12 protein-coding genes and 1 other RNA gene are annotated in these 22,133 nt (G+C 65.4%); 7 read left to right on the forward strand and 6 right to left on the reverse strand.

The window, feature by feature from the left end:
- Positions 1–31: 31 nt before the first annotated feature.
- The 3 genes from ACO550_RS34430 to ACO550_RS34440 form a co-directional block, all read right to left on the reverse strand.
- Positions 32–2,422, reverse strand: a complete 2,391-nt coding sequence (locus ACO550_RS34430) for a DNA polymerase III subunit gamma/tau (RefSeq protein WP_315596644.1) — start codon at positions 2,420–2,422, stop codon at positions 32–34.
- A gap of 120 nt (positions 2,423–2,542) precedes the next feature.
- Positions 2,543–4,219, reverse strand: a complete 1,677-nt coding sequence (locus ACO550_RS34435; protein WP_315596645.1) for a lactate permease LctP family transporter — start codon at positions 4,217–4,219, stop codon at positions 2,543–2,545.
- A 395-nt stretch (positions 4,220–4,614) separates the two neighbouring features.
- Complete coding sequence (locus ACO550_RS34440) at positions 4,615–7,116, reverse strand: adenosylcobalamin-dependent ribonucleoside-diphosphate reductase (protein WP_315596646.1); 2,502 nt, start codon at positions 7,114–7,116, stop codon at positions 4,615–4,617.
- A gap of 165 nt (positions 7,117–7,281) precedes the next feature.
- On the opposite strand from ACO550_RS34440, the gene ffs reads away from it, so the two are divergent.
- Positions 7,282–7,380: signal recognition particle sRNA small type (gene ffs, locus ACO550_RS34445), an RNA gene on the forward strand.
- 295 nt (positions 7,381–7,675) lie between these two features.
- On the opposite strand, the gene ACO550_RS34450 is transcribed toward ffs, so the two are convergent.
- From ACO550_RS34450 to ACO550_RS34460, 3 genes are all read right to left on the reverse strand, one after another.
- The gene (locus ACO550_RS34450) at positions 7,676–11,266 is read right to left on the reverse strand and encodes a UvrD-helicase domain-containing protein (RefSeq protein ID WP_315596647.1); all 3,591 of its coding nucleotides are present in this window, start codon (positions 11,264–11,266) and stop codon (positions 7,676–7,678) included.
- 7 nt (positions 11,267–11,273) lie between these two features.
- Positions 11,274–14,225: a PD-(D/E)XK nuclease family protein gene (locus tag ACO550_RS34455; RefSeq protein WP_315596648.1), complete on the reverse strand. Its 2,952-nt coding sequence runs from the start codon at positions 14,223–14,225 to the stop codon at positions 11,274–11,276.
- Positions 14,226–14,289: 64 nt separating this feature from the next.
- Positions 14,290–14,580, reverse strand: a complete 291-nt coding sequence (locus ACO550_RS34460; protein ID WP_315596649.1) for a hypothetical protein — start codon at positions 14,578–14,580, stop codon at positions 14,290–14,292.
- A gap of 493 nt (positions 14,581–15,073) precedes the next feature.
- Between ACO550_RS34460 and trxA the strand changes: the two genes are divergently transcribed.
- From trxA to ACO550_RS34490, 6 genes are all read left to right on the forward strand, one after another.
- Positions 15,074–15,400 (forward strand): thioredoxin TrxA, encoded by a 327-nt coding sequence (trxA, locus tag ACO550_RS34465; RefSeq protein ID WP_315596650.1) that lies wholly within the window; start codon positions 15,074–15,076, stop codon positions 15,398–15,400.
- Between the two features lie 180 nt (positions 15,401–15,580).
- Entirely contained in the window at positions 15,581–16,843 is a 1,263-nt protein-coding gene (rho, locus tag ACO550_RS34470) for a transcription termination factor Rho (RefSeq protein ID WP_315596651.1), read from the forward strand.
- A gap of 75 nt (positions 16,844–16,918) precedes the next feature.
- Positions 16,919–17,788: a zinc-dependent peptidase gene (locus ACO550_RS34475; protein WP_315596652.1), complete on the forward strand. Its 870-nt coding sequence runs from the start codon at positions 16,919–16,921 to the stop codon at positions 17,786–17,788.
- A gap of 160 nt (positions 17,789–17,948) precedes the next feature.
- On the forward strand, positions 17,949–18,206 hold the full coding sequence (locus tag ACO550_RS34480; RefSeq protein ID WP_315596653.1) for a type B 50S ribosomal protein L31: 258 nt from the start codon (positions 17,949–17,951) through the stop codon (positions 18,204–18,206).
- Positions 18,207–18,361: 155 nt separating this feature from the next.
- Positions 18,362–20,143, forward strand: a complete 1,782-nt coding sequence (locus ACO550_RS34485; protein WP_315596654.1) for a glycosyltransferase family 39 protein — start codon at positions 18,362–18,364, stop codon at positions 20,141–20,143.
- Between the two features lie 91 nt (positions 20,144–20,234).
- Positions 20,235–21,596 (forward strand): MATE family efflux transporter, encoded by a 1,362-nt coding sequence (locus ACO550_RS34490; RefSeq protein WP_315596657.1) that lies wholly within the window; start codon positions 20,235–20,237, stop codon positions 21,594–21,596.
- Positions 21,597–22,133 lie beyond the last annotated feature (537 nt).

Consider the following 22,133-nt stretch of genomic DNA (forward strand, 5'->3'; position numbering starts at 1 on the left):
GCGCTTTCCTGAGGGTGGCCGCCTCTGGAATTCAGGCGGCGCGCGGCTGGACCGAGCCCGGGACGATCTGCCCGCCAAACTCGCGCAGCAGACCCTGTACAAACGGGTCGCGGTCAATCTCGGCCTCGGCCTCGCGCTGACGCTCGGCGCGCGCCGCGGCATCGACAGCCGCCGCCGTGTGGGTCACGGCGCCGATCTCGCATTGCAAGCGGACTTCGACGCCAAATTTTTCAGCAAGCACGACCTGCAACCGCTCGACGACCTTGGTCTCGGCAATCGCGGCCATCGGCACGCGCAAATGCAACGTACGGCCGACCACGCGATGCAGTTCGCTTTCCAGCGCCAGTTGCTGCGCCAGCCCCTTCAACGGCAGGGCCGCAGCCAGCGTGGGCCAGTCTTCGGTGAATACCGCTGGCGTACCGTCGTCGGCCGCGCTCGGTGCCACGGGCGGAACGGCAGGTGCCAGCGGCACGGCCGGTTCCGGCTCGGGTTCTGGCTTGCGCGCCTGTGCGGACGCCTGCGCGGGCGCCGGCGCGGCACGGCGCGCATCACGCGGCGCGCGCTCGAAACTGTCCGATTCGAAACCGTTGTCAAAACCGCCGAAGCCCGGGTCAAACCCGGGATCGCTATCGTAGGGGCCAATCACGGGCATGTCGGCCGGCAAGGCCTCCCACGGCGGCACATCGCCACCGCCAGCGGCCTCCCAGGGAGGCACCTCGGCGGGCGGCCGGGCTGCCGGGGTCGAACGCTCGCGCACCGCTTCCGCCGCGGGCGGTGCCTTCTGGACTGGCTGGGCCGGCTGGACTGGCTGGACTGGCTGGGCTGGTGCGGCAAGCGTGGCCGTTGCCGGACGCGTTGCCGATGGCGGACGCAGCGGCTGGGCCGCCGGACGCTGGCTGGCCGCGGCAGCAGCCGTGGCACCGGCCATCGGCGGCGCACCGGCACTTGCGGGGCGCGTACCACCCGCCTTGCCAGCCGAAGCCTGGCGTGCCGCCTCCAGCGCCGCGCGTGCCGGAGACATCGCGGCGCGGCTCGCGGCTGGCGCGGGCGCTTCATTGGCAATCGCCGGTGCCTCGACTTCGGCAACCGGATCAACCCTGGGCGCGACTTTGGGTTCTACCTTGGGCTCGACTTTGGGCTCGGCCTTCGGCGCGGCGACTGGCTCAGGCCTGACCAAGGCTGGTGCGGCGACCGGTGCCGGCGCGACAGCCGCGGGAGCCGCTGCCATCGCACGCGGCGCCGGAGCGGTCGGCGTGCTCGCCGGACGCGGCCGTGCAGCCTGCTGGCCACCACCCTGCCCGCCCACCGGCGCGGCCGGTGTCGCGGACGGCCGGAAGGCCAGCATGCGCAGCAGCGTCATCGTGAACCCGGCGTACTCGTCGGGCGCCAGCGCAAGCTCGCTGCGGCCAAGGTTGGCAATCTGGTAGAACAGCTGGATTTCCTGGGCATCGAACGACCCGGCCAGGCGGCGCACCTCCTCCGCCTCGGGCCATTCGTCCTGCACCGATGCCGGCACGGCTTGCGCCAGCGCAATCTTGTGCAGCAGCGAACCCAGGTCCTGCAGCGCACCCGCGAACGACAGGCTGCGGTCGGCCATCGAGTCGGCAATACCGAGCATCGTGGCGCCATCCTCGGCGGCCAGCGCATCGAGCAGTTGCACGAGATAGCTCTGGTCGATCGCGCCAAGCATGCCGCGCACCGCTTCCTCGGATACCTGGCCGGCGCTGTAGGCAATGGCCTGGTCGGTCAGCGAGAGCGCATCGCGCATCGAACCATGGGCGGCCTGCGCCAGCAGGCGCAGCGCGCTGCCGTCGTGGCCAATGCCTTCCTGGGCCAGGATATGGTCGAGGTGCGAGACGATATGCCCCGGCGGCATCTGCTTCAGGTTGAACTGCAGGCAGCGTGACAGAACGGTGACGGGGATTTTCTGCGGATCGGTCGTGGCCAGGATGAACTTGACGTGACCGGGCGGCTCCTCCAGCGTCTTCAGCATCGCGTTGAAGGCGTGGTTGGTCAGCATGTGCACTTCGTCGATCATGTAGACCTTGAAGCGGCCGATCGTCGGTGCATAGACCGCCTTGTCCAGCAACTGCGCCATTTCGTCGACACCGCGGTTCGACGCCGCGTCCATCTCGATATAGTCGACGAAGCGCCCGCTGTCGATTTCCTGGCAGGCCTTGCACTGGCCGCACGGCTGGGCCGTGATGCCGCCGTTGCCGTCAGCGCCGGTGCAGTTGAGGGCCTTGGCCAGGATCCGGGACAACGTGGTCTTGCCCACGCCACGCGTGCCGGTGAACAGGTAGGCGTGATGCAGCCGCTGCTGTTCCAGCGCGTGCGTGAGCGCGCGGACCACGTGCTCCTGGCCGACCAGCGTGGTGAAATCCCGTGGGCGCCATTTGCGCGCTAGAACTTGATAACTCATGGCGGCGATTGTAGCAAAAGGCGGCCACCAACCATCGCTGACATGGGCGCCAATGGAAAAGCCCCGCAATGGGGCGGGGCTTTGTAAATACTGCCTGTTCCGGAGCAAACCGTCACAAGATCAGTGAATCACCATTAGCGTGAACGGGTGCACGTACGCCTGCAGCGTCACGAACAGGCCGACCAGGATGGCCAGCACGATCGAGTGGAAGAACACGTAGCGCAGGATCTCGCCCTCGTGGCCGTACCACTTGGTGGCCGTGGATGCCACCACGATGGACTGCGCGTCGATCATCTTGCCCATCACGCCGCCCGAACTGTTGGCCGCGGCCATCAGCGTAGGCGACAGGCCCAGTTGTTCGGCCGTGGTCTTCTGCAGGCCACCGAACAGCACGTTCGACGCGGTATCCGAACCGGTCAGCGCCACCCCGAGCCAGCCCAGCATGGTGCCGAACAACGGGTAGAACACGCCGGTCTGCGCAAACGCCAGGCCCAGCGTGGCATCGAGGCCCGAGTAGCGGGTCAGGTAGCCAATGCCGAACATCGCGCAGATGGTCAGCAGCGAGTAGCGCACGAGCTTGATGGTTTCCCAGTATTCCTTGAACAGGCGCGGAATCGAGTAGCCCATCAGCAGGCCGCCGACGAGTGCCGATACCAGGATGCCGGTGCCCGCCATCGACAGCACGTTGAAATTGAACACGGCGCCTTCGGCAATTTCCTTCGGCACCACGGGCGGACCCTTGATGACCAGCTTGTCCAGGCCCGGGATCGGATATTTCCACAGCCAGATGCCATCCATGAACTTCTTGAATTCGGGGATGCCCCAGACAAACACGAACACGGTCAGGATCACCCACGGCATCCAGGCCTTGACCACCGAGATGCCGACCGAAGCGGCGGACGCCTTGGCGTCGGCTTCGAGCGCCTCGGGGTGGTCGACCTTCGAATCGTCGTGGCGGCCCAGGATACGGGTCGAGGTCCAGATTTCCTTCGGACGCCAGACTTTCAGGAACATCGTCAGGCAGCCCATCGAGATCAGCGCCGAGATCACGTCCACGAGCCACGGGCCGTGGAAGTTCGAGACCAGGAACTGCGGCACCGCGAAGCTGACACCCGCCACCAGGATGGCCGGCCAGATCGCCAACATGCCGCGGAAGCCCGCGAATGCCCAGATCAGCCAGAACGGCACCAATACCGAGAAGAACGGCAGTTGGCGGCCGATCATCGCGGACAGTTGCACCTGGTCAATACCAGTCACCGACGACAGGCCGATGATCGGCGCACCAAGTGCACCAAACGCCACCGGCGCGGTGTTGGCAATCAGCGCCAGGCCCGACGCGGCCAGCGGCGAGAAGCCCAGCCCGATCAGGATGGCGCCCGTAACGGCCACCGGCGTGCCGAAGCCGGCCGCGCCTTCGAAGAATGCACCGAAGCTGAAGGCCACCAGCAGCAGTTGCAGGCGCCGATCCTCGGTTACGCCCGAGATCGAGTTCTGCAACACCTTGAATGACCCGTTCAAGGTAGTCAGCCGGTGCAGGAAGATGATGTTGAGGACGATCCAGCCGATCGGGAACAGGCCCGACACGATGCCCAGCCCTGCCGCCTTGCCAGCCATGGCCGCCGGCATGCCGAACACGAACGACGCGACGGAGATACCGACTATCAGCGCCAGTCCGGCCGCCAGGTGGGCCTGCATGTGAAAGAACGCCAGTGCTGCAAGCAGCACGACAACCGGAACCCCTGCGGCAATGGTGGATAGCGCCATGCTGCCGAGCGGGTCATAGACTTGACTCCACACGATTGAATCCTCCTCTGGTTGATACGGCTGCCTTCCTCTGACGGGCCTGGGCAACCGGACTGCATATGTCAGGACAAGCGCAGCAAACGCCGCGCGCGCCTGACAGAAAGGGGATTGTAAGGATGGGTTCCCGGCTCGCGACCCAAAATCCGGTCATCGATGTGATGAACCGGATTCACGGATCAGGGTTTGTTCGGGGGCAGACTGGCGCACCTCACCCTCGCGCGCAGCGTACTCCTTAAAACGATCGTTAGAAATAGGTCATGTGATGGGGGCGCGACCTTCGCTGGTGCATAAGTACCTCATACGTGCCGCATAAGTACCGCATAAGTACCGCACAAGTACCGCACAAGTACCGCACAAGTACCGCACAAGCCGCCAGGTTTTCGTAGCGCCTAACCGCATTCCCCCACGTAGCCGCAATTCGCACACTTGGCGCAGCCATCGACCTTGTGCAACGCATGGGCGCCGCACTCGGGACACGGCTTGCCGGTGCCGATGCCGGCCAAGGCCTTGCCCGAGGGCGCCGGGTCCGCCTGGGCGGCCAGCGCCACCGCGGCCTCGCCGCCTTCGCGCCGGGCCAGGCGCGCGGACAGGGCCACCACCGGCAACTGTCCACCCTCATCGTCGAGGAAGCCGCGCTTGATCAGGATGCGCTGGATGGCATAGCTCAACGCCGCCACTTCCGAATCGTGGAAGCGTGGCACCTCGGTGCCGTCCTGGCGCACCAGCGAACCGTAGCGGACCGTGCCCTTGTCCCAGACCACATTGCGCATATCGGCCAATGCCTTGGCAATCGGGCCGCCCGAGCGCGCCACCATCGACAGCAGCCGCATGGTCGACGTGATCCACTGCTGCCCTTCGGAACGCTGGCCGGCCGGCATGAAGAACTCGATCGGCCGTTCGATGGCTACCGGCTGGCCGTCGATGGTGCCCGCTACGCGCATGAAGTTCACGGTCAGGTAGACCGTCTTGTGGCCTTCATAGGTCAGGTACTCGACTTTCGAGGTCACGCCTTCGAGGTCGCCAAGCGGGCGACTGCCGAACGGACGCACCAGCGGATCGTCATCGGATGCGGCCGCCGCGGGAGCCTCGGGCGCCCCGGACACCGGCGCCGGCGTGACCGACAACACCGCGCCGAGCACCTGGTTGGGCCGATAGGTCGCCAGCCCCTTGAGCCCGGCCTTCCACGCCTCCAGGTACAGATTGCGGAACGCTTCGTACGGATAGTCTTCCGGCACGTTCACGGTCTTGCTGATACTGGTGTCGATATACGGCTGCACGGCTTCGAGCATGCGCATATGGTCGAGCGCGGACATCTGCAGCGCCGTGACGAAGCTGTCGGGCAACTGCTCCATATCGCCGCCAAGATGCCGATACAGGCGCCATGCATGGTCGGCCACCTCGAACGTGCGATAGGTGTCGTCCGGCATGCGCTTGCGCCGGTTATAGGTCCACGAGAAAGCCGGTTCGATGCCGTTCGACGCATTGTCGGCAAATGCCAGCGTGATGGTGCCCGTGGGCGCAATCGACAGCAGGTGCGAATTGCGCAGGCCATGTTCGCGAATCGCGTCGCGCACCGCTTCGGGCAGGCGCGCCACAAAGCCGCCCCGCAGGTAGGCGTCGGCATCGAACAGCGGAAAGCGGCCCTTCTCGTCAGCCAGTTCCACCGATGCCAGGTAGGCATGGTCGCGCATCGTTTCCGAAATGCGGCCGGCCAGCTCGCGCGCGGCGTCGGTGTCGTAGCGCAGGCCCAGCATCACCAGCGCACTGCCCAGCCCCAGGAACCCCAGGCCGATACGGCGCTTGGCCTGCGCTTCGGCCTGCTGCTCGGGCAGCGGCCAGAACGTGACGTCGAGCACATTGTCGAGCATGCGCGTCGACACCCGCACCACTTCGGCAAACGCCGCGAAATCGAAACCGGCCTGTTCGGTGAATGCCTGGCGCACGAAGCGCGTCAGGTTGATCGATCCCAGGCAACAGCAGCCGTACGATGGCAACGGTTGCTCGGCGCACGGATTGGTTGCCTCGATCGTTTCGCAGTAGTAAAGATTGTTGTCCGCGTTGATACGCGACAGGAACAGGATGCCGGGTTCCGCGTGATCGTAGGTGGCCTGCATGACCTGGTCCCACAGCCGCCGTGCCGGCACGCGCCGGTAGACCCACTGGCCATCGTCACGCCGGTAGGCACCGGCCTCGATCACGTCCATGCCCGGCTGGGCCTCGTGGATCAGTTCGATCTCTTGATCGGCTTCCACTGCGCGCATGAATGCGTCGGTGACCCCGATCGAGATATTGAAGTTGGTCAGTTCGCCGCGATCCTTGGCGTGGATAAAGCTCTCGATGTCGGGATGGTCGCAGCGCAGCACCCCCATCTGTGCGCCGCGTCGCGCGCCGGCCGATTCCACCGTGGCACACGATGCATCGAATACCTTCATGAACGACACCGGCCCCGAGGCCCGCGAATGCGTGGCACGGACCAGCGCACCGCCGGGGCGGATTGACGAAAAGTCATAGCCAACCCCGCCGCCGCGCCGCATGGTCTCGGCAGCCTGGGCAACCGCCGTATAGATACTGGGCTTGCCGTCCTTGACCTCGGAGACCGAATCGCCGACGGGCTGCACGAAGCAGTTGATCAGCGTGGCCTGGATGCCGGTGCCGGCAGCCGAATTGATGCGCCCGGCCGGCACGAAGCCGTTGTCGAGTGCCCAGAGAAACCGCGCTGCCCAGGCTTCGCGCTGACCGGCGGGCTCGACCTCCGCGAGCGCATGCGCCACGCGACGGCGCACATCGTCGATGCTGCGCTCCTCGCCCTTGGCGTATTTTTCCTGAAGGACTTCGATGGATATGTCTTGCGGCACGAGTGCGCCGCGGAGAATCTGGTCGTTTGCGTTCATGCCCCAACCTGTCTAGATGAGAACGTATCGGCTGAAATCTGCCGTCCGCCATGCTGCCAGCATGGCCGCGCACCACCCCGGTGTCAGATCAAATGCCCGTCGAACAACCCTAGTACAACAACTAAATTCTGCCTGGCTTTCCAGGTTGGGTTACAATGCCGGTCGGACGGGCCTCCTCGCATGGTGGCGCGGTCAACCTGGTCAGGTCGGGAACGAAGCAGCCACAGCCGTTTTCTACCAGTGCCGAGGGTCAGGCTCGTCCCCCTTCTGCTTTTTTCTTGCGGTCTTCTCCGCAGTATTCCCTACAAGTTCAATGCTTTCCTGCGTAACGCCAGGACGTTGACTTGCGTCTTGCGTTTATCGATCCCCGCTGGTTCACTCCCCTCGCCCATGCAATGGGAGAGGGGCCGGGGGAGAGGGCATGGCGGTTCAAACTGCCGATATCGCGTCTTGAGACGCTGGCCCTCTCCCCCAACCCCTCTCCCGCATGCGGGAGAGGGGAGCGAAAACCAGGGGTATGGCAAACCGACACCCAACCTATTCTGCGCCGGTTGTTCGATCAGAACAACGACCCTTGTTGCGTCGTGGCGATTGGTTCGACCGGTCGGGGCGCGGCGCGCAGCAACTCCGCATCGATCCACTCTCCTGCCGCCGTGGCCACGCCGGCCTCGATTGGCTTGCCTGGAAACATTGGCTTGACCGCCGCCACATAGCGGGCCAGCTGCGCGCCATAGGACGCGTGTTCCTGCGGCAGCAGGCGCAGCTTGTAGTCGATGATGACCACGCGGTCTTCGAATTCCACCAGCCGGTCGATCCGCAGCAGTCGGCCTCGGCCATCGTACAGCTCCACTTCGTTGCGTGCCGCCACCGCGGCGTGCGGGAACAGCAATGGCCGCAATGCCGGCGCCGCCAGCATCGTTTGCAGATCCGCCACGGCGGCCTCGGCCTGTTGCTGCCAGCGCTCATGTGCCTGGGGGGCACCGGCGCCCGCGAGCGGGAACCAGCGCATTACCGTGGCAATGTCCGGCGCACCCGCATAGGTATCGGGATAGCGCGTGATCCGCTCCAGCAACGCGTGCACGAGTTCACCATGCGCGGCGGCAGCAGCATCGAAGACCATCGATTCCGCATCGTCCTCGAACGCATCATCTTCTTGCGCAAGCTCGACCGCGTCGCGGAAACGCAGGCGGAAATCGGCGTAGCGCACACGTTCGCTGGCTGGCGCCACGGTATCGGCAGCAACGGTCTCGGCTTCGGGGTAGGCAGTCACTTCGTCGCCCACGCCCGCCGCCGCCAAACGTACGTACCAGCTACCGGCAATCTCGGCACCCGGTGCATCGTCGCTCTCCGCCTTGCTGCTACGCCCCTTGACGCCGCTGACCAGCAAACCCTGCTGCGCGCGTGTCATCGCCACATAGAGCAGGTTCCAGTTCTCACGCTCGGCCAGCGCGGCTTCGGCCTCGAACATCTGCGCGCGCGCCAGGCCGCGTTCGCTGCGTTTGCCGTATGCCGAGAAATGCCGCGGCACCGGCGACGCAGGCGGCCAGTCGACCAGGATGCCGCCGCGGTCTGCTGCCGGCGCGCTGTGGTTGGCATCGAGCAGCACCACGAACGGCGCTTCAAGGCCCTTGGCCGCATGCACGGTCAGGATATGCACGGCGTCGAGATGACCGTCGTCCGCATCGTCGGGCTCGGCCTCGGTGTCCTCCACGCCCTCGCCCATGCCACCTTCGTCGGGACTTTCATCCTCGTCGCCGCGCCGGATTTCCTGCAGTTCGTCGATGAACTTCGGCAGGCTCGGGTACCGGCCGCCGTCGAGGTCGAGCGACAGTTTCAGGAACGCATCGAGATTGGCCAGCACCTGCTCGCGAATCGCCGACGGCGCGGCTTCCGCATAGCGTCGGCGCACTTCGCCGCGATGGTAGATATGGTCGATCAAGTCATGAACGGGACGGTGCGGTGCCAGTGCGAGCCATGACTGCAGCCGCGCCACACCGCTGCGCAATGCCTCGGACACATGTTCCGGAAGCCCCGCCGCACCCATGCGCATCCACCAGCCGCCCTCGCCTTCCATCGCCGCGAGCAGCAGCAGGTCGTCGTCAGTCGCGCCAACCAGCGGGCTCTTGAGCACGTGCGCCAGATCGAGATCCGATTCCGGCGTCATCAGGAAAGCCAGCAACGCCGAGATATCGAGCGCCTCGAGCGTGGTCAGCAGGCCGCCGCGACGCGGGCTCAGGCATGGAATGCCGGCCTCGCGCAAGGCGCGTTCATAGTCGGCAAGATAGGTCTTGCGGCGCACCAGCAGGTGCATGTCGCGCCAGGTGGCCGGACGCGACTGCTCACCCTCGCGCACCGGCACGTGGTCGCGCAGATAGTGCAGCCATGCGGCCACACGGCGACCCTCTTCGAAGCGTAGCGAGTCGCCCTGCTGCACGCGTGGCTGGGTCAGCGTATCGCGATGTCCGTCGCCCGGGGAATCCGTTTTATTGGCTACGTCACCTTCATCGGCCGCATCATCGGGCTCCACGAGCGGCAGCAGCCAGACCGGCCCGCCCGGGCCACCCAGTGCCGTCGTCTGTGTTTCATAGAGCGGGTAGCGTCCTTCGGCGCGGGCGTGGTCGAACACGGCGTTGACCCAGTCAAGCACCTCGGGACGGTTGCGACGCGTACGGTTGGTGCGCAGCACGGTGGCGCGAAACTCGGCCTGCAACATGTCGCGCGCGGCGTCGAACAGGCGCGCATCGGCACGGCGAAAACGGTAGATCGACTGCTTCGGATCGCCCACCAGGAACACGGTCGGCTTGTCGCCCAGGCCCTGGTAACCGGCCAGCCAGCCCTGCAGGATGCGCCACTGCAATGGGTTGGTATCCTGGAATTCATCGAGCAGCAGATGACGATAGCGCGCGTCGAGCCGCACCTGCAGATAGGTGGCGGTCTCCTCGTCGGCCATCAGCTTCGCGGCCAGCGATTCGAGATCGGCGAAATCCATCGCGCGCTGCTCGCCCTTGTAGCGCTGGTAGCGCTCCAGCAAGGCATCGCCCAGCCGATACAGCGCCAGGTTGATGGCGAGTACCGCGGCTTCGCAGCGGCGAGCGGCAATCTCGTCGAGGCGGCCGCAATGATCGGACATGCGCGCGACCAGTTCATCGGCAGCCCCTTCGGTGCCGCAGACCTTGACCAGCGCCGTGGTGCGCTTCATCGAGCGCGGCTTGCCGGCATCGGTGAAGAACGCACTGCGCAGCAGGTTGAACGCCTGGGTTGCCGCATCGCCGGGTGCCGCGCCGGCATCGCGCCACGCGCGGACCGCGCGCAAGCCGTCGACCAGGCGCGACGCATGCGTCTGCTCGGTCTTGCCGCCGCGCCCCAGTGTCAGCGCCAGTTGCGCGCAGTCTTCGAGCCAGTCGTCATCGGCCAGCGCCTCGACCAGTACGTCCTCGGTGGCGTCTTCGCCAAGATCGGCGGCCAGCAGCGTTGCCGGGTCGCCGGCTTCACGAAATGCCTGCCATTCATTGCGCGCATGGAACATCCGGTCGAGCAGGCTGCGTGCCTGGAAGTCGCCGATCGCATCCACCAGTTGCTCGTAGGTTTCGCGTAGCTCCGCATACTGTGGCTGGGCCAGCGCACGCCAGAACGGCGCCCATGCCTCGCGCTTCATGCGCAGCGCATCCTCGCGCAGCGAAGCACCCGGCACGATGCCCGACGACAGCGGCGCGCCGCGCAGCAGCGTGCCGAACCAGCCGTGGAACGTGTCGATCGCCATGCGCCCCGGCGATGCCAGCACCTGCGCATGCAACAGCCGTGCGCGCGGCAACGCGGCACGTGCGGCATCGGCAGACAGCCCGCGCATTTCCAGCTGGGCCAGCACGGCCTCGTCGCTGCCGCTGGCCAGTTGCGACAGCACTTCCAGCAAACGCTCGCGCATTTCCTCGGCGGCCTTGCGCGTGAACGTAATGGCCAGGATTTCATGCGGGGCGGCGCCAGCCAGCAGCAGGCGCACCAGTCGTGCCACCAGCAGCCAGGTCTTGCCGCTGCCGGCGCAGGCCTCGACCACCACCGAACGTGTGGGCTCGCAGGCGGCGCGTGTGAAATCGGCCTCGGCACTGGGCTCGCCGTCGCGCAGATAGGCGTGGATATCCTGGATAACAGTCATGCGAGAGTCATGCGTTGAGGTCGGGCAAGGCGGTGGATTCCCAGAAACCCTTGCGGCACAGGCCGCGGGCTTCGCAGTAGGTACAGGCGGCGGCATCGCCAAACGCGGGCAACCTGGCGCCCTGGCGCAGGCGGCCGACGTCCTGCCGCAACTGCCGCTCCAGCCAGGTAACGGCAGCCTGGAATTCGGGCAGGTCGACTTCACGCTGCGCGCCCGGTGCGCTATCGCGACCGCCCTGCTTCACGCCTTCCAGCGCCACCCAGCTGCCGGCCACGGCATCGGCACGCAGCAGCCCATAGAACGCAAGCTGGCAATCTTCCTCGGCATCGCCGGCCTTGCGACGCAGGCGGCTGGCCGGCTGCGTCTTGTAGTCGAGCACCGCGTGCGCGCCATCGGGCCCCTTGTCGAGCCGGTCGATGCGTCCGGACAGCCGCAGCGGCATGCCATCGGGCATCGCCATGTCGACCCCGGCATCGAGCTCACCGCTACGCCAGCCCCACCCCATTTCCTCGCGCGCGGCCTGCCAGGCCACATAGGACGGCAGCACCTCGCACCAGCGCCGGTAGTAGCTGATGGCGTTGCCATCCTCGGCGATCTGCTTGCCGAACACGGTGTCCGAGATCTGCCGCAGCCGCTCGAGCCGCCGCGCATCGTCGCGCTCGCCGCTGGCGTGGATCTCCTCGTGGTATTGCAGCAGCACGCGGTGCAGCAGGTTGCCGATATCGCGCTTCTCAAGGTCGTCGTTGAGCGTTTCCAGTCCGGCCAGTCCCAGCATGCGGCCCGCGAAGAACTGGTACGGACAGCGGCGCAGCATGTTGTAGGCAGCAGCGCTCCAGCGGGCCGGCACGCGCTCGGGTGCGATCGGCGCCGGCATGTAGCCCGGTTGCGCGAAGGTGTCGAGCAGTTGCGGCGCCGCGTTGGCTTCGATCGGCACACCGGCGCGTGCACAGCATGCCGACAGCCGTTCGATCCAGCCCGACACGTGATGCGGCTCGCCACGGCTGCCATAGCGTTGCCACGTGAGCACCACGTCATCGTTGTTCAACAATACCTCGGCCAGATCGCGCGCCTGCTGGGCAAAGCGTGCCTCGCGGTCTTCGAGCCCGAGTTCGCGGCGCATCTGGTTCGAGAAGAACATCAGCTCTGCCGCCCGCGAAGGCAGTTGCGCATCGTCGCAACCAACCACCACCACCCCATCGAAGCGGCGCATACGTGCGCCATTGAGCGGCAGGATCGTGATGCGCGACTGGCTCGGCGCCGAGGGTTCCTTGTAGGCCACCGATTCCAGCAGCGCCGACAACATCGCGCGAAATTCCTGCTGGTTCAGCGTGGCATGGCTGCCGGCTTCATCGTCGGTCAGGTCGGCCAGGCGCGCCAGCGCATCGAGCATTTGCTGGCCTGCGTCATCGGCGGCCAACGCGGTCCGCATGTCCAGCGTGTCGAGCGTGGCATCGAGCCGGGTCAGCCAGACCGACAATGGCTGCTGGGCCAGACCGCGCGGCCATTGGCCGGCTTCGTCGGCCAGCCGTGCAATCAACGCACGGGCCGCGGCGCGGACTTCGAGCATGGCATCGCTGGCCTCCATGGTCTCGGCATCGACCACCGTGGTGCGCTCGCGCTCCGCAAACAGGTGACGCAGGCGGGCCCAGCCACCGGTGATTGCATCGCGCCGGATCTGGCGCTCCATCAGCGCGATGGCCGCGCCACGATGCGGCGAGCCTGGCAGGCAGAACGGGCTCTTGAGCAGGTCGAGCAAGGCAGCGGTATCGCCGTCGCGCACCAGCACATCGAACCAGCGCATCAGCGCCGCCGCGGCACGCGTGGTGGAAAGTTTCCAGCCGGTTTCATCGCGCACCGGCGCACCGGCGCGCGTCAGCAATGCACGCGTGCGCCGCGCCACCACGCGGTCGTGCGCAACCAGCGCCACATGCTTGCGGCCTTCGTTGAGCCATTGCACGAGTTGGTCGGCAGCCGCCGTGGCTTCGTCCTCGAAGCGGGCGCTGCCGACGACCCGCACACGCGCCCGCTCTGCGGGCATGGTGTGCGGCAACGCCGGCAGCCCGTCGTCGATCCGGTCGTCGATCCCGCCTTCATTCCCGCCGTCATTTCCGTCTTCGATCGCGTCGCCGATTCCGTCGCCACGCCGCGCCTCGGGCCACAACGCCAGCAGCGTGCGATACCAGTCCGGATCTTCATCGTCAGTGCCGGTCGTGGCACCGGTCCAGTCGTAGCCGACCACCAGCGTCGGCACCAGTTCGGCAGCCTGCTGCAGGAACGCGTCCTCGATCGGTTCAGGCGGTGTCGGTCCGATCCAGACCACCGGCCCCGCCACCAGTTGCGCCAGCCGCTGCAGGGCGCGCCGGCGTGCCGGCAATGGATCATCGGGACCCGACAGCATCTGCCAGAACGCCAGCACGATCTGGGCTTCCTGCCCGAGAAAACGCTCCGACAGGTGCGCATAGGTACGTTGCAACGCGCCCTGCAGCAGCGCGGCACGATCGTCGCCATCGACATCGTCGTCCTCGCGAACCGCGGCATCTTCGAGCCAGCGCGCGCTCAGTTCGTCGCTGATGGAGAGCAGCGTCTGCGCCAGCCCCCAGGCCGCGCCCTCGGTCTGCGCGCCAAACGCGCGGCGCAGCCAGTCCTGCGCACGGATCGCCTGTTGCACCGCCAGCAGCCGTGCCGCATGGCTGCGCACCGGCGCGGGATCGGCCGCAAGATCGGGAGGCAGGTCCAGCAACCAGTGGCCCAGCGTCAGCACGCGAGGCAACAGGCGCGGCTGCCCAGCCGCGCGCGCGGCCGCATCGAGCGCCTGGCGCACGCCGGGAATCTGCGCGGCCGTGGGCACGACCACTTGCGCAGCCGCCGCGGCGGGGCCGCAATGATCGAGGAAATACCACGTCGCCGTGGCGGCCTGCTCAAGGAACGAGGGGCCGGGAGGAAATGAAAGCCGGGTCATGTATGCAAGGTACCGAAACGTATCCCGGGGGCAACCCGGGGCCCCCGATGCGCGCAGCGCGCAATCAGTGGTTCCCGCCGCCGCGTTCCAGGCGCGCGCGCAATTCGCGCGCGGTCTCCAGCAGGCCTTCGTAGCCGGAGCGGGCGTGTTCGGGCAGGTCGGGGTCGCCGATCAGCGCGCCCAGCGTTTCCATCACGCTGTAGACCAGTCCCTTGGCGGCACCGGTGGCGATACTGTCGGTTTCAACCGCGCTGCTCAGGTGCGCCAGCGCATCGCTGAGATGGTCCGGGTCCGGCGTCTGCTGCGCGTCGGTGGCAGGGATATCGGTTTCGGGCTTGCGGGGATCGGACGTCATGATCGGTTGGCCTTTGTCGAAAAGATGCGGAGTTGGCACGCCCGCGCCTGCCATTCTACGCGTGCGCGGAGGCTGCTCTTCCAAGTGCATTCTAGATCATGCCCGGCCCGATCCCGTACGGGAAATCCCTGCCCGCCCTGCTGCCCCGCAACACACAATACCTCTGATGAGTGATACCGATTGAGCCAGCCTCTTGGCGCGATTGAAACTATCATCGGCAGCAGGAGCAACAACGCGGCAGAATGGCACCCAAGACCACCGTGAATGCGCCGTTCATTTCGCCATGCACCAACCAGGCAGGCGATATCCGGCATGCGGTGGGCCGAGGGGCTTGAAATCCGGCAAGCTGGTAACATATCGGCGTCAATGGCGGCGCGTGGCTTCAAGCGTTGCCGTCCGGCGGTCCTGCACGATCTCGTGTAAGGTAGCGGTTCAGCCCCACGGCAGATTTCCGCCTTCAACATAAACTGAGCGAAACCAGAGGTTTTCCGCCATGAGCGATCAAATCAAATATGTGAGCGACGCATCGTTCGACACCGATGTCCTCCAGTCCGACAAGCCCGTCCTGCTCGACTTCTGGGCGGAATGGTGCGGCCCCTGCAAGATGATTGCCCCGATCCTGGACGAAGTTGCCAAGGACTACGGCGACAAGGTGCAGATCGCCAAGATCAACGTCGACGAAAACCAGCAGGTGCCGGCCAAGTTCGGCATCCGCGGCATCCCGACGCTGATCCTGTTCAAGAACGGCGAAGTGGTCGCCCAGAAGGTTGGCGCGCTGTCGAAGTCGCAGCTGACGGCGTTCCTGGACGCGCAGGTCTAAGCCAGCCGTTCCGGCCGCGGTGTTCGGCCGCGGCACGCACGATCCGGTCTCGCGTGCGCCAGTTCTGGCGCGCCGACCGGATTGTGCTAATATGCCACCCAACAAATCCCCGAGCGTTCGCTCATTCCTTCCCCCTTCTCCTAGGTCTTGCCCGTCCGGGCCCTTCTGTACCCCTTGTCTATGCACCTGACAGAACTCAAATCGCTTCACGTGTCTGCGCTTCTCGAAATGGCGGCAACGCTCGAGATCGACAACGCACAACGGATGCGCAAACAGGAACTGATGTTTGCGATCCTGAAGAAGCGCGCCAAGATGGGCGAAACCATCTACGGAGACGGCACACTGGAAGTTCTGCCCGATGGCTTCGGCTTCCTGCGCTCGCCGGAAACGTCGTACCTGGCCAGCACGGACGACATCTACATCAGCCCCTCGCAGATCCGCCGTTTCAACCTGCACACCGGTGACTCCATCGAAGGCGAAGTGCGTACGCCGAAGGACGGCGAGCGTTACTTTGCGCTGGTGAAGGTCGACAAGGTCAACGGGCAGCCGCCCGAAGCGGTCAAGAACCGCATCATGTTCGAGAACCTGACGCCGCTGCATCCGAACCGGCCGCTCGTGCTCGAACGCGATATCCGCGCCGAGGAAAACATCACCGGCCGTATCGTCGACATGATCGCGCCGATCGGCCGCGGCCAGCGCGCGCTGCTGGTGGCATCGCCGAAGTCCGGCAAGACCGTGATGCTGCAGCACATCGCCCACGCGATTGCCAACAACCATCCGGAAGCCGACCTGTTCGTGCTGCTGATCGACGAACGTCCGGAAGAAGTGACCGAGATGCAGCGCTCCGTGCGCGGCGAAGTGGTGGCGTCGACGTTCGACGAACCCGCGATCCGCCACGTGCAGGTGGCCGAAATGGTCATCGAGAAGGCCAAGCGCCTGGTTGAACTGAAGCGCGACGTGGTGATCCTGCTGGACTCGATCACGCGTCTGGCGCGCGCCTACAACACCGTCGTGCCGGCCTCGGGCAAGGTGCTGACCGGTGGTGTGGATGCCAACGCGCTGCAGCGCCCGAAGCGATTCTTCGGTGCCGCGCGTAACCTGGAAGAAGGCGGTTCGCTGACCATCATCGCCACGGCGCTGATCGAAACCGGCAGCCGCATGGACGACGTGATCTACGAAGAGTTCAAGGGCACCGGCAACATGGAAGTGCACCTGGAACGCCGCCTTGCGGAAAAGCGCGTCTATCCGGCCATCAACCTGAACAAGTCCGGCACGCGCCGCGAGGAACTGCTGATCAAGCCCGAGATCCTCCAGAAGATCTGGATCCTGCGCAAGTTCATCTCGGACATGGACGAAGTCCAGGCAATGGAGTTCATCCTCGACAAGATGAAGCCGACGAAGAACAATGCTGAGTTCTTCGACATGATGCGTCGCGGCGGCTGACCATCCTCTGGTTGTATCGCGCAAGAAAAGGCGTACCCTGCGGGTGCGCCTTTTTCATTTCCGACTCCGCGACCCATGTTCGGCAAACTGTCCAGCTTCCTGCGCGCGCGTTCGAGGGAACGCAAGCTCGCCCACTACGCGATTCCCGATGAGCTGTGGACGCGCACCGTCGCCGCCCTGCCGTTCGTGCAGCGCTATGGCACCCGGGACCTGGCCACTTTGCGCGAACTGGCCACGCTGTTTATTGCCAACAAGGAATACTCCACCGCGCATGAACTGGAGTTGACCGACGAGATGGTGGTCAGCGTAGCGGTACAGGCCTGCGTGCCGATCCTCAGGCTTGGCATCGAGTGGTATCGCGGCTGGCATGGCATCGTGCTGTACCCGGGCGAGTTCCTGATCCGCAAGACCGTGGAGGACGATATCGGACTGGTGCACGGCGTCGAGGAAGAAGCCAGCGGCGAAGCCTGGGAGAATGGGCCGGTGATCCTGTCCTGGCAGGACGTCAACATGCCGGGCGCCGGACTCGACAGCGACCATGCATTGCCGCTGGACACCTACAACGTGGTGATCCACGAGTTCGCCCACAAGCTCGACATGCTCGACGGCGAGCCCGATGGTGTACCGCCGTTTTCGCGCGTGCTGCACCCGGGCATTGACGCGGAGCAATGGGCGGAAACCTTGCTTACCGAATACGACGCATTCGCCGGCGCATGCGAAGCGCTGCCCGACTCGGCCTGGGACCATCCCGAACGCTTGCCGCCAAGGTTGCGTGTGATCGATCCATACGGCAGCGAAGCACCGAGCGAATTCTTTGCGGTGGCGTCCGAGACGTTTTTCGTGGAGCCAGTCGCCCTGCAAGACCATTGGCCGGTGCTGTATCAGATACTGGCGCAGTTCTATCGGCAGGACCCCGTAAAAGATGACGCATTGAGCACACCATGATCGGGCTGCGGCGGATTCGCAAAATCGCCATGTGTATTGCCCAAGCACTTGTTTTTCTGCCATAATCCCGGTTTGCCCGTTATCGGCAAGTGGTTCGCTCGTCGCAAGGATCCTGCGACACCACGGAGCGGACTGGCTACCCAACCTGAAAGGAAGCACCATGAAAGAAGGCATTCACCCGAATTATCGCGAAGTCCTGTTCCACGACGTGTCGAACGACTTCAAGTTCGTGACCCGCTCGACGATCCAGACCAAGGACACGATCGAACACGAAGGCAAGACCTACCCGCTGGCCAAGATCGAAGTGTCGTCGGAATCGCACCCGTTCTACACTGGTACGCAGAAGATCATGGACACGGCCGGCCGCGTCGAGAAGTTCCGCCAGAAGTTCGGCAGCAAGCTGGCCGCCAAGAAGTAATCGCCAGCGCTCCAGCGAGCAACTGCGGCGCGCAACGGGACGATGCTCCTGCAGCGCGCAACCTGACAAAGAGGCAGCATCGGCTGCCTCTTTGCATTTGTGGCCCACAATAGCGGATTACTTACGCTTGCGGGTGCCGCCCGACACCTCTGCCGATGTCCCAAGCCAAGACCTCTCCCGTTCACCTGACCGCCGCCGCCACCGGTGCGCTGCCGCGCTATCTGCTGCTGGCAATCTGCATCATCTACGGCCTCACCGGTCTGTTTGGCCGCGATCCGTGGAAGAACGAGGATGCCGCCGGCTTTGGCGTGATGTGGCAACTGGGCACGGGCAACCTGCAGGACTGGCTGATGCCCAATATCGTGGGTCGCCCGTTCAGCGAGGATGGCCCGCTGGTGTACTGGGTGGGCGGGCTCATGATCCGGCTGTTCGGCGGCTGGCTTGGCGCCCCCGACGCGTCACGCCTGGCCACGGCGCTGTTCTACTTCGCCACCTGCGCATTCATCTGGTACTCGACCTACCTGCTGGGCCGCCGCGACGAAGTCCAGCCGTTTGCCTTTGCGTTTGGCGGGCAACCCGATGCCCGCTCCTATGGCCGCGCGCTGGCCGATGGCGCACTGCTGATCTTCCTGGCCTGCGTGGGCCTGGCCGTGCGCGGGCACGAAACCACGGCCCAGGTGGGCCAGGTCTGCCTGGTCGCCTTCATGCTGTATGGCATGGTGCGTAGCCTGGACAAGCCGATCCAGGGCAGCCTCTGGTTTGGCGTGGGACTGGCGGCGCTCTGCCTGGCCAGCGGGCCGATCCTGGCGGCGGCCCTGCTTGGCGCGGCCGTGATTGCCGGCGCAGTATGCAAGCCGGTGCCCTCGAAGCGGCTGCTGGCGGTTGGCCTGCCGATCGCGCTGGCGATCATCGCCGTATGGATGGCAACTGTGTACTTTGGCGCAACGCTGACTGACGACGCCGTAGCGTATATCCGCGACTGGGCGCGCTACGATCGCCGCTCGTATGGCCCGCCATCGCTGCTTACCGGCGGCTTTATCGCGCGCAACTTCCTGCTGTTCACCTGGCCGGTGTGGCCCATCGCGGCGTTTGCCTGGCTGTCGTGGCGCGGCATGCGGCGCGCGGCCCATGTGACCTTGCCGCTGGCGATCCTGGCCATGCTGTTCCTGCTGCTGTTGCTGCAGCGCAGCCCCGGCGACGTCCAGTTCATTCTGCTGCTGCCGCCCATGGCAATCCTGGCGGCATTTGCCTTGCCCACGCTGCCGCGCGCAGCGATCAACGCGATCGACTGGTTCGCACTGCTGTTCTTCACGATCTTTGGCGGCTTCGTCTGGTTCATGTGGCTGGCCAAGACCACCGGCTGGCCGCCGAAGATTGCCAACAACGTGTTCCGGCAGATCCCCGGCTTCGAACACACCTTCACGATCAGCGCCGTGTTGATTGCGCTGGCCGTGACGGTGGCCTGGGTGCTGGTCGTGCGCTGGCGCCTCTCGCGCGCGCCCAAGCAGATCTGGCGGCCGGTGGTGATTTCAGCGGCCGGCACGACGCTGATGTGGGTGATCGCGATGACCTTGTGGTTGCCTTCGATCAATTACGGCAAGACCTATCGCGATGTGGCCATGGCCGCTTCGCTGGCATTGCCTTCGACATACCAGTGCGTGCAGCCGATCCGCATGGGCGATGCGCAACTGGCCTCGTTCGCCTACTTTGGCCATATCCGCTTTGGCGGCCCGGACGATGGCTGCGATGTGCTGTTGCGGCACGATGCGGTCGACTATGGTGCGCCGGGCAGTATTTCCCATTTCGAATGGCGCCTGATCTGGGAAGGCCGCCGTCCGGCGGATCGTGACGAACGATTCCGCATGTACCGGCTGGTCGATACCTCGCATCCGGTACCGGCACGACCTGCGCAACAGCGCCGGCTGCCGCGGCAGTAGCCTCCCCTTCCGCGGGCCGCGATCAGTCCAATCCGTCGGCCCGAGCCAGCCCCGCCGCCACAAGCGGGGCGTGCCCCCTACCCATATCAAGATGAGCAGCGCGCTGCAGGATATCCGTCGCATCGTTCAACTGGCCGCGCCAGTGCTGGTGGGACAACTGGCCGTGATCGCCTTCGGTGTCATCGACACCATCATGGCCGGCCGCGCCTCGGCCACCGACCTGGCAGCCGTGGGCCTCGGCGGCTCGATCTACATCACGGTCTATATCAGCCTGATGGGGGTGTTGCAGGCACTCGCGCCGGTCGCCGGCCAGCTCTATGGGGCAGGACGCACCTCGGAAATCGGCATCGAAGTGCGGCAGGCCGCCTGGCTTGGCGTGGCACTGGCCATCCCCGGCATGTTGCTGTTGCTGTTTCCTTCGCCGCTGCTGATGTTTGCCAAGGCACCGCCCGAACTGGTGGAAAAGGCGTCGCGCTACCTTCATATCGTGGCGTTTGGCTTGCCCGCAGCGCTGGCCTTCCGCATCTACATGGCACTCAACAATGCGCTGTCGCGACCGATCATGGTCACGGTGCTGCAGATTGCCGGCTTGGCGCTGAAGGTACCGCTCAATGCGTGGTTCATCCATGGTGGCTATGGCATTGCGCCAATGGGCGGACCGGGCTGCGCGCTGGCCTCGACGATCATCAGCTGGACCTGGTGCCTTGCCGGACTGGGCATCCTGCGCCTGGGCGCGGCCTACCAGCCGCTGGCGATCTTCACTCGCTGGGAATGGCCGCGCTGGGACCGAATTCGCCCCCTGCTGCGGTTAGGCGTGCCGATGGGCCTGACCTACCTGATCGAGATCACGTCGTTCACGCTGATGTCGATCTTCATTACGCGACTCGGTACCGAGACGCTGGCGGGACACCAGATCATTGCCAACCTCAGTGCCGTGGCATACATGGTGCCGCTATCGCTGTCGATCGCCACCTCGACGCTGGTGGCGCAGTCGATTGGCGCGCGCGACATGGCCGGTGCGCGACGCATTGGCTGGCGGGGCATCCGTTTTGGCGCAGGGCTGGCCTTGATCACGGGCGCACTGCTCTGGTTGCTGCGCGAACCCCTGCTCCATGCCTATGCCAAGGATCCCGGCGTCGTGGCCAAGGCACTGCCGCTGATGCTATTCGTGGCGTTTTACCAGGCATTCGACTCCGTGCAGGTCATGAGCGCGTTTATCCTGCGCGCCTACAAGATTGCACTGATTCCCACGCTGATCTACGCGGGTTCGCTGTGGGGCGTGGGACTTGGCGGCGGGTATGTGATGGGCTTCGGCCTGATCGAATCGCTGCCGGCCTTTACGCGCGGCGCGGCTGGCTTCTGGTTGGCCAACAGCGTCAGCCTGGCGATTGCCGGGACCTTGCTGGTGCGGTATTTCAGGCGGGTGAGCAGGGTTCCAAGCGGTACGAATTGAGGCAAGTCGCAAGGAACGCATGCCACGCCCTTGGTGGTCTCCCCTCTCCCGCATGGCGGGAGAGGGGCCGGGGGAGAGGGTTGGCGGCTCAAGCTGAGATAAGTCGCAATTTGAGCCGCGACGCCCTCACCCAACCCCTTGGTGGTCTCCCCTCTCCCGCATGGCGGGAGAGGGGCCGGGGGAGAGGATTGGCGGCTCAAGCTGAGACAGGTCGCATTTTGAACCTCATGCCCTCTCCCCCAACCCCTCTCCCGCAGCGCGGGAGAGGGGAGCAAGAAAATCCGCTCCGTACAGACGAAAAAAAAGCCTGCGATGCAGGCTTTTTTAAAGGTTGGCGGAGCGGACGGGGCTCGCCTACATTCCGCAGGCCGCGGATTTGCTTGTAAGCAAATCCCTTCTCGCCCCGCCGGGAGCTGCGCAGGCAGCTCCCTCCGCTCCGTACAGACGAAAAAAAAGCCTGCGTTGCAGGCTTTTTTAAAAGTTGGCGGAGCGGACGGGGCTCGAACCCGCGACCCCCGGCGTGACAGGCCGGTATTC

The organism is Cupriavidus sp., assembly GCF_057315035.1.

Bases quoted from the DNA above. Each gene is read 5' to 3' on its own strand.
- ACO550_RS34430 (WP_315596644.1), bottom strand. From the start codon at position 2,422: ATGAGTTATCAAGTTCTAGCGCGCAAATGGCGCCCACGGGATTTCACC.
- ACO550_RS34440 (WP_315596646.1), bottom strand. From the start codon at position 7,116: ATGAACGCAAACGACCAGATTCTCCGCGGCGCACTCGTGCCGCAAGAC.
- ACO550_RS34450 (WP_315596647.1), bottom strand. From the start codon at position 11,266: ATGACTGTTATCCAGGATATCCACGCCTATCTGCGCGACGGCGAGCCC.
- ACO550_RS34455 (WP_315596648.1), bottom strand. From the start codon at position 14,225: ATGACCCGGCTTTCATTTCCTCCCGGCCCCTCGTTCCTTGAGCAGGCC.
- ACO550_RS34460 (WP_315596649.1), bottom strand. From the start codon at position 14,580: ATGACGTCCGATCCCCGCAAGCCCGAAACCGATATCCCTGCCACCGAC.
- trxA (WP_315596650.1), top strand. From the start codon at position 15,074: ATGAGCGATCAAATCAAATATGTGAGCGACGCATCGTTCGACACCGAT.
- rho (WP_315596651.1), top strand. From the start codon at position 15,581: ATGCACCTGACAGAACTCAAATCGCTTCACGTGTCTGCGCTTCTCGAA.
- ACO550_RS34475 (WP_315596652.1), top strand. From the start codon at position 16,919: ATGTTCGGCAAACTGTCCAGCTTCCTGCGCGCGCGTTCGAGGGAACGC.
- ACO550_RS34480 (WP_315596653.1), top strand. From the start codon at position 17,949: ATGAAAGAAGGCATTCACCCGAATTATCGCGAAGTCCTGTTCCACGAC.
- ACO550_RS34485 (WP_315596654.1), top strand. From the start codon at position 18,362: ATGTCCCAAGCCAAGACCTCTCCCGTTCACCTGACCGCCGCCGCCACC.
- ACO550_RS34490 (WP_315596657.1), top strand. From the start codon at position 20,235: ATGAGCAGCGCGCTGCAGGATATCCGTCGCATCGTTCAACTGGCCGCG.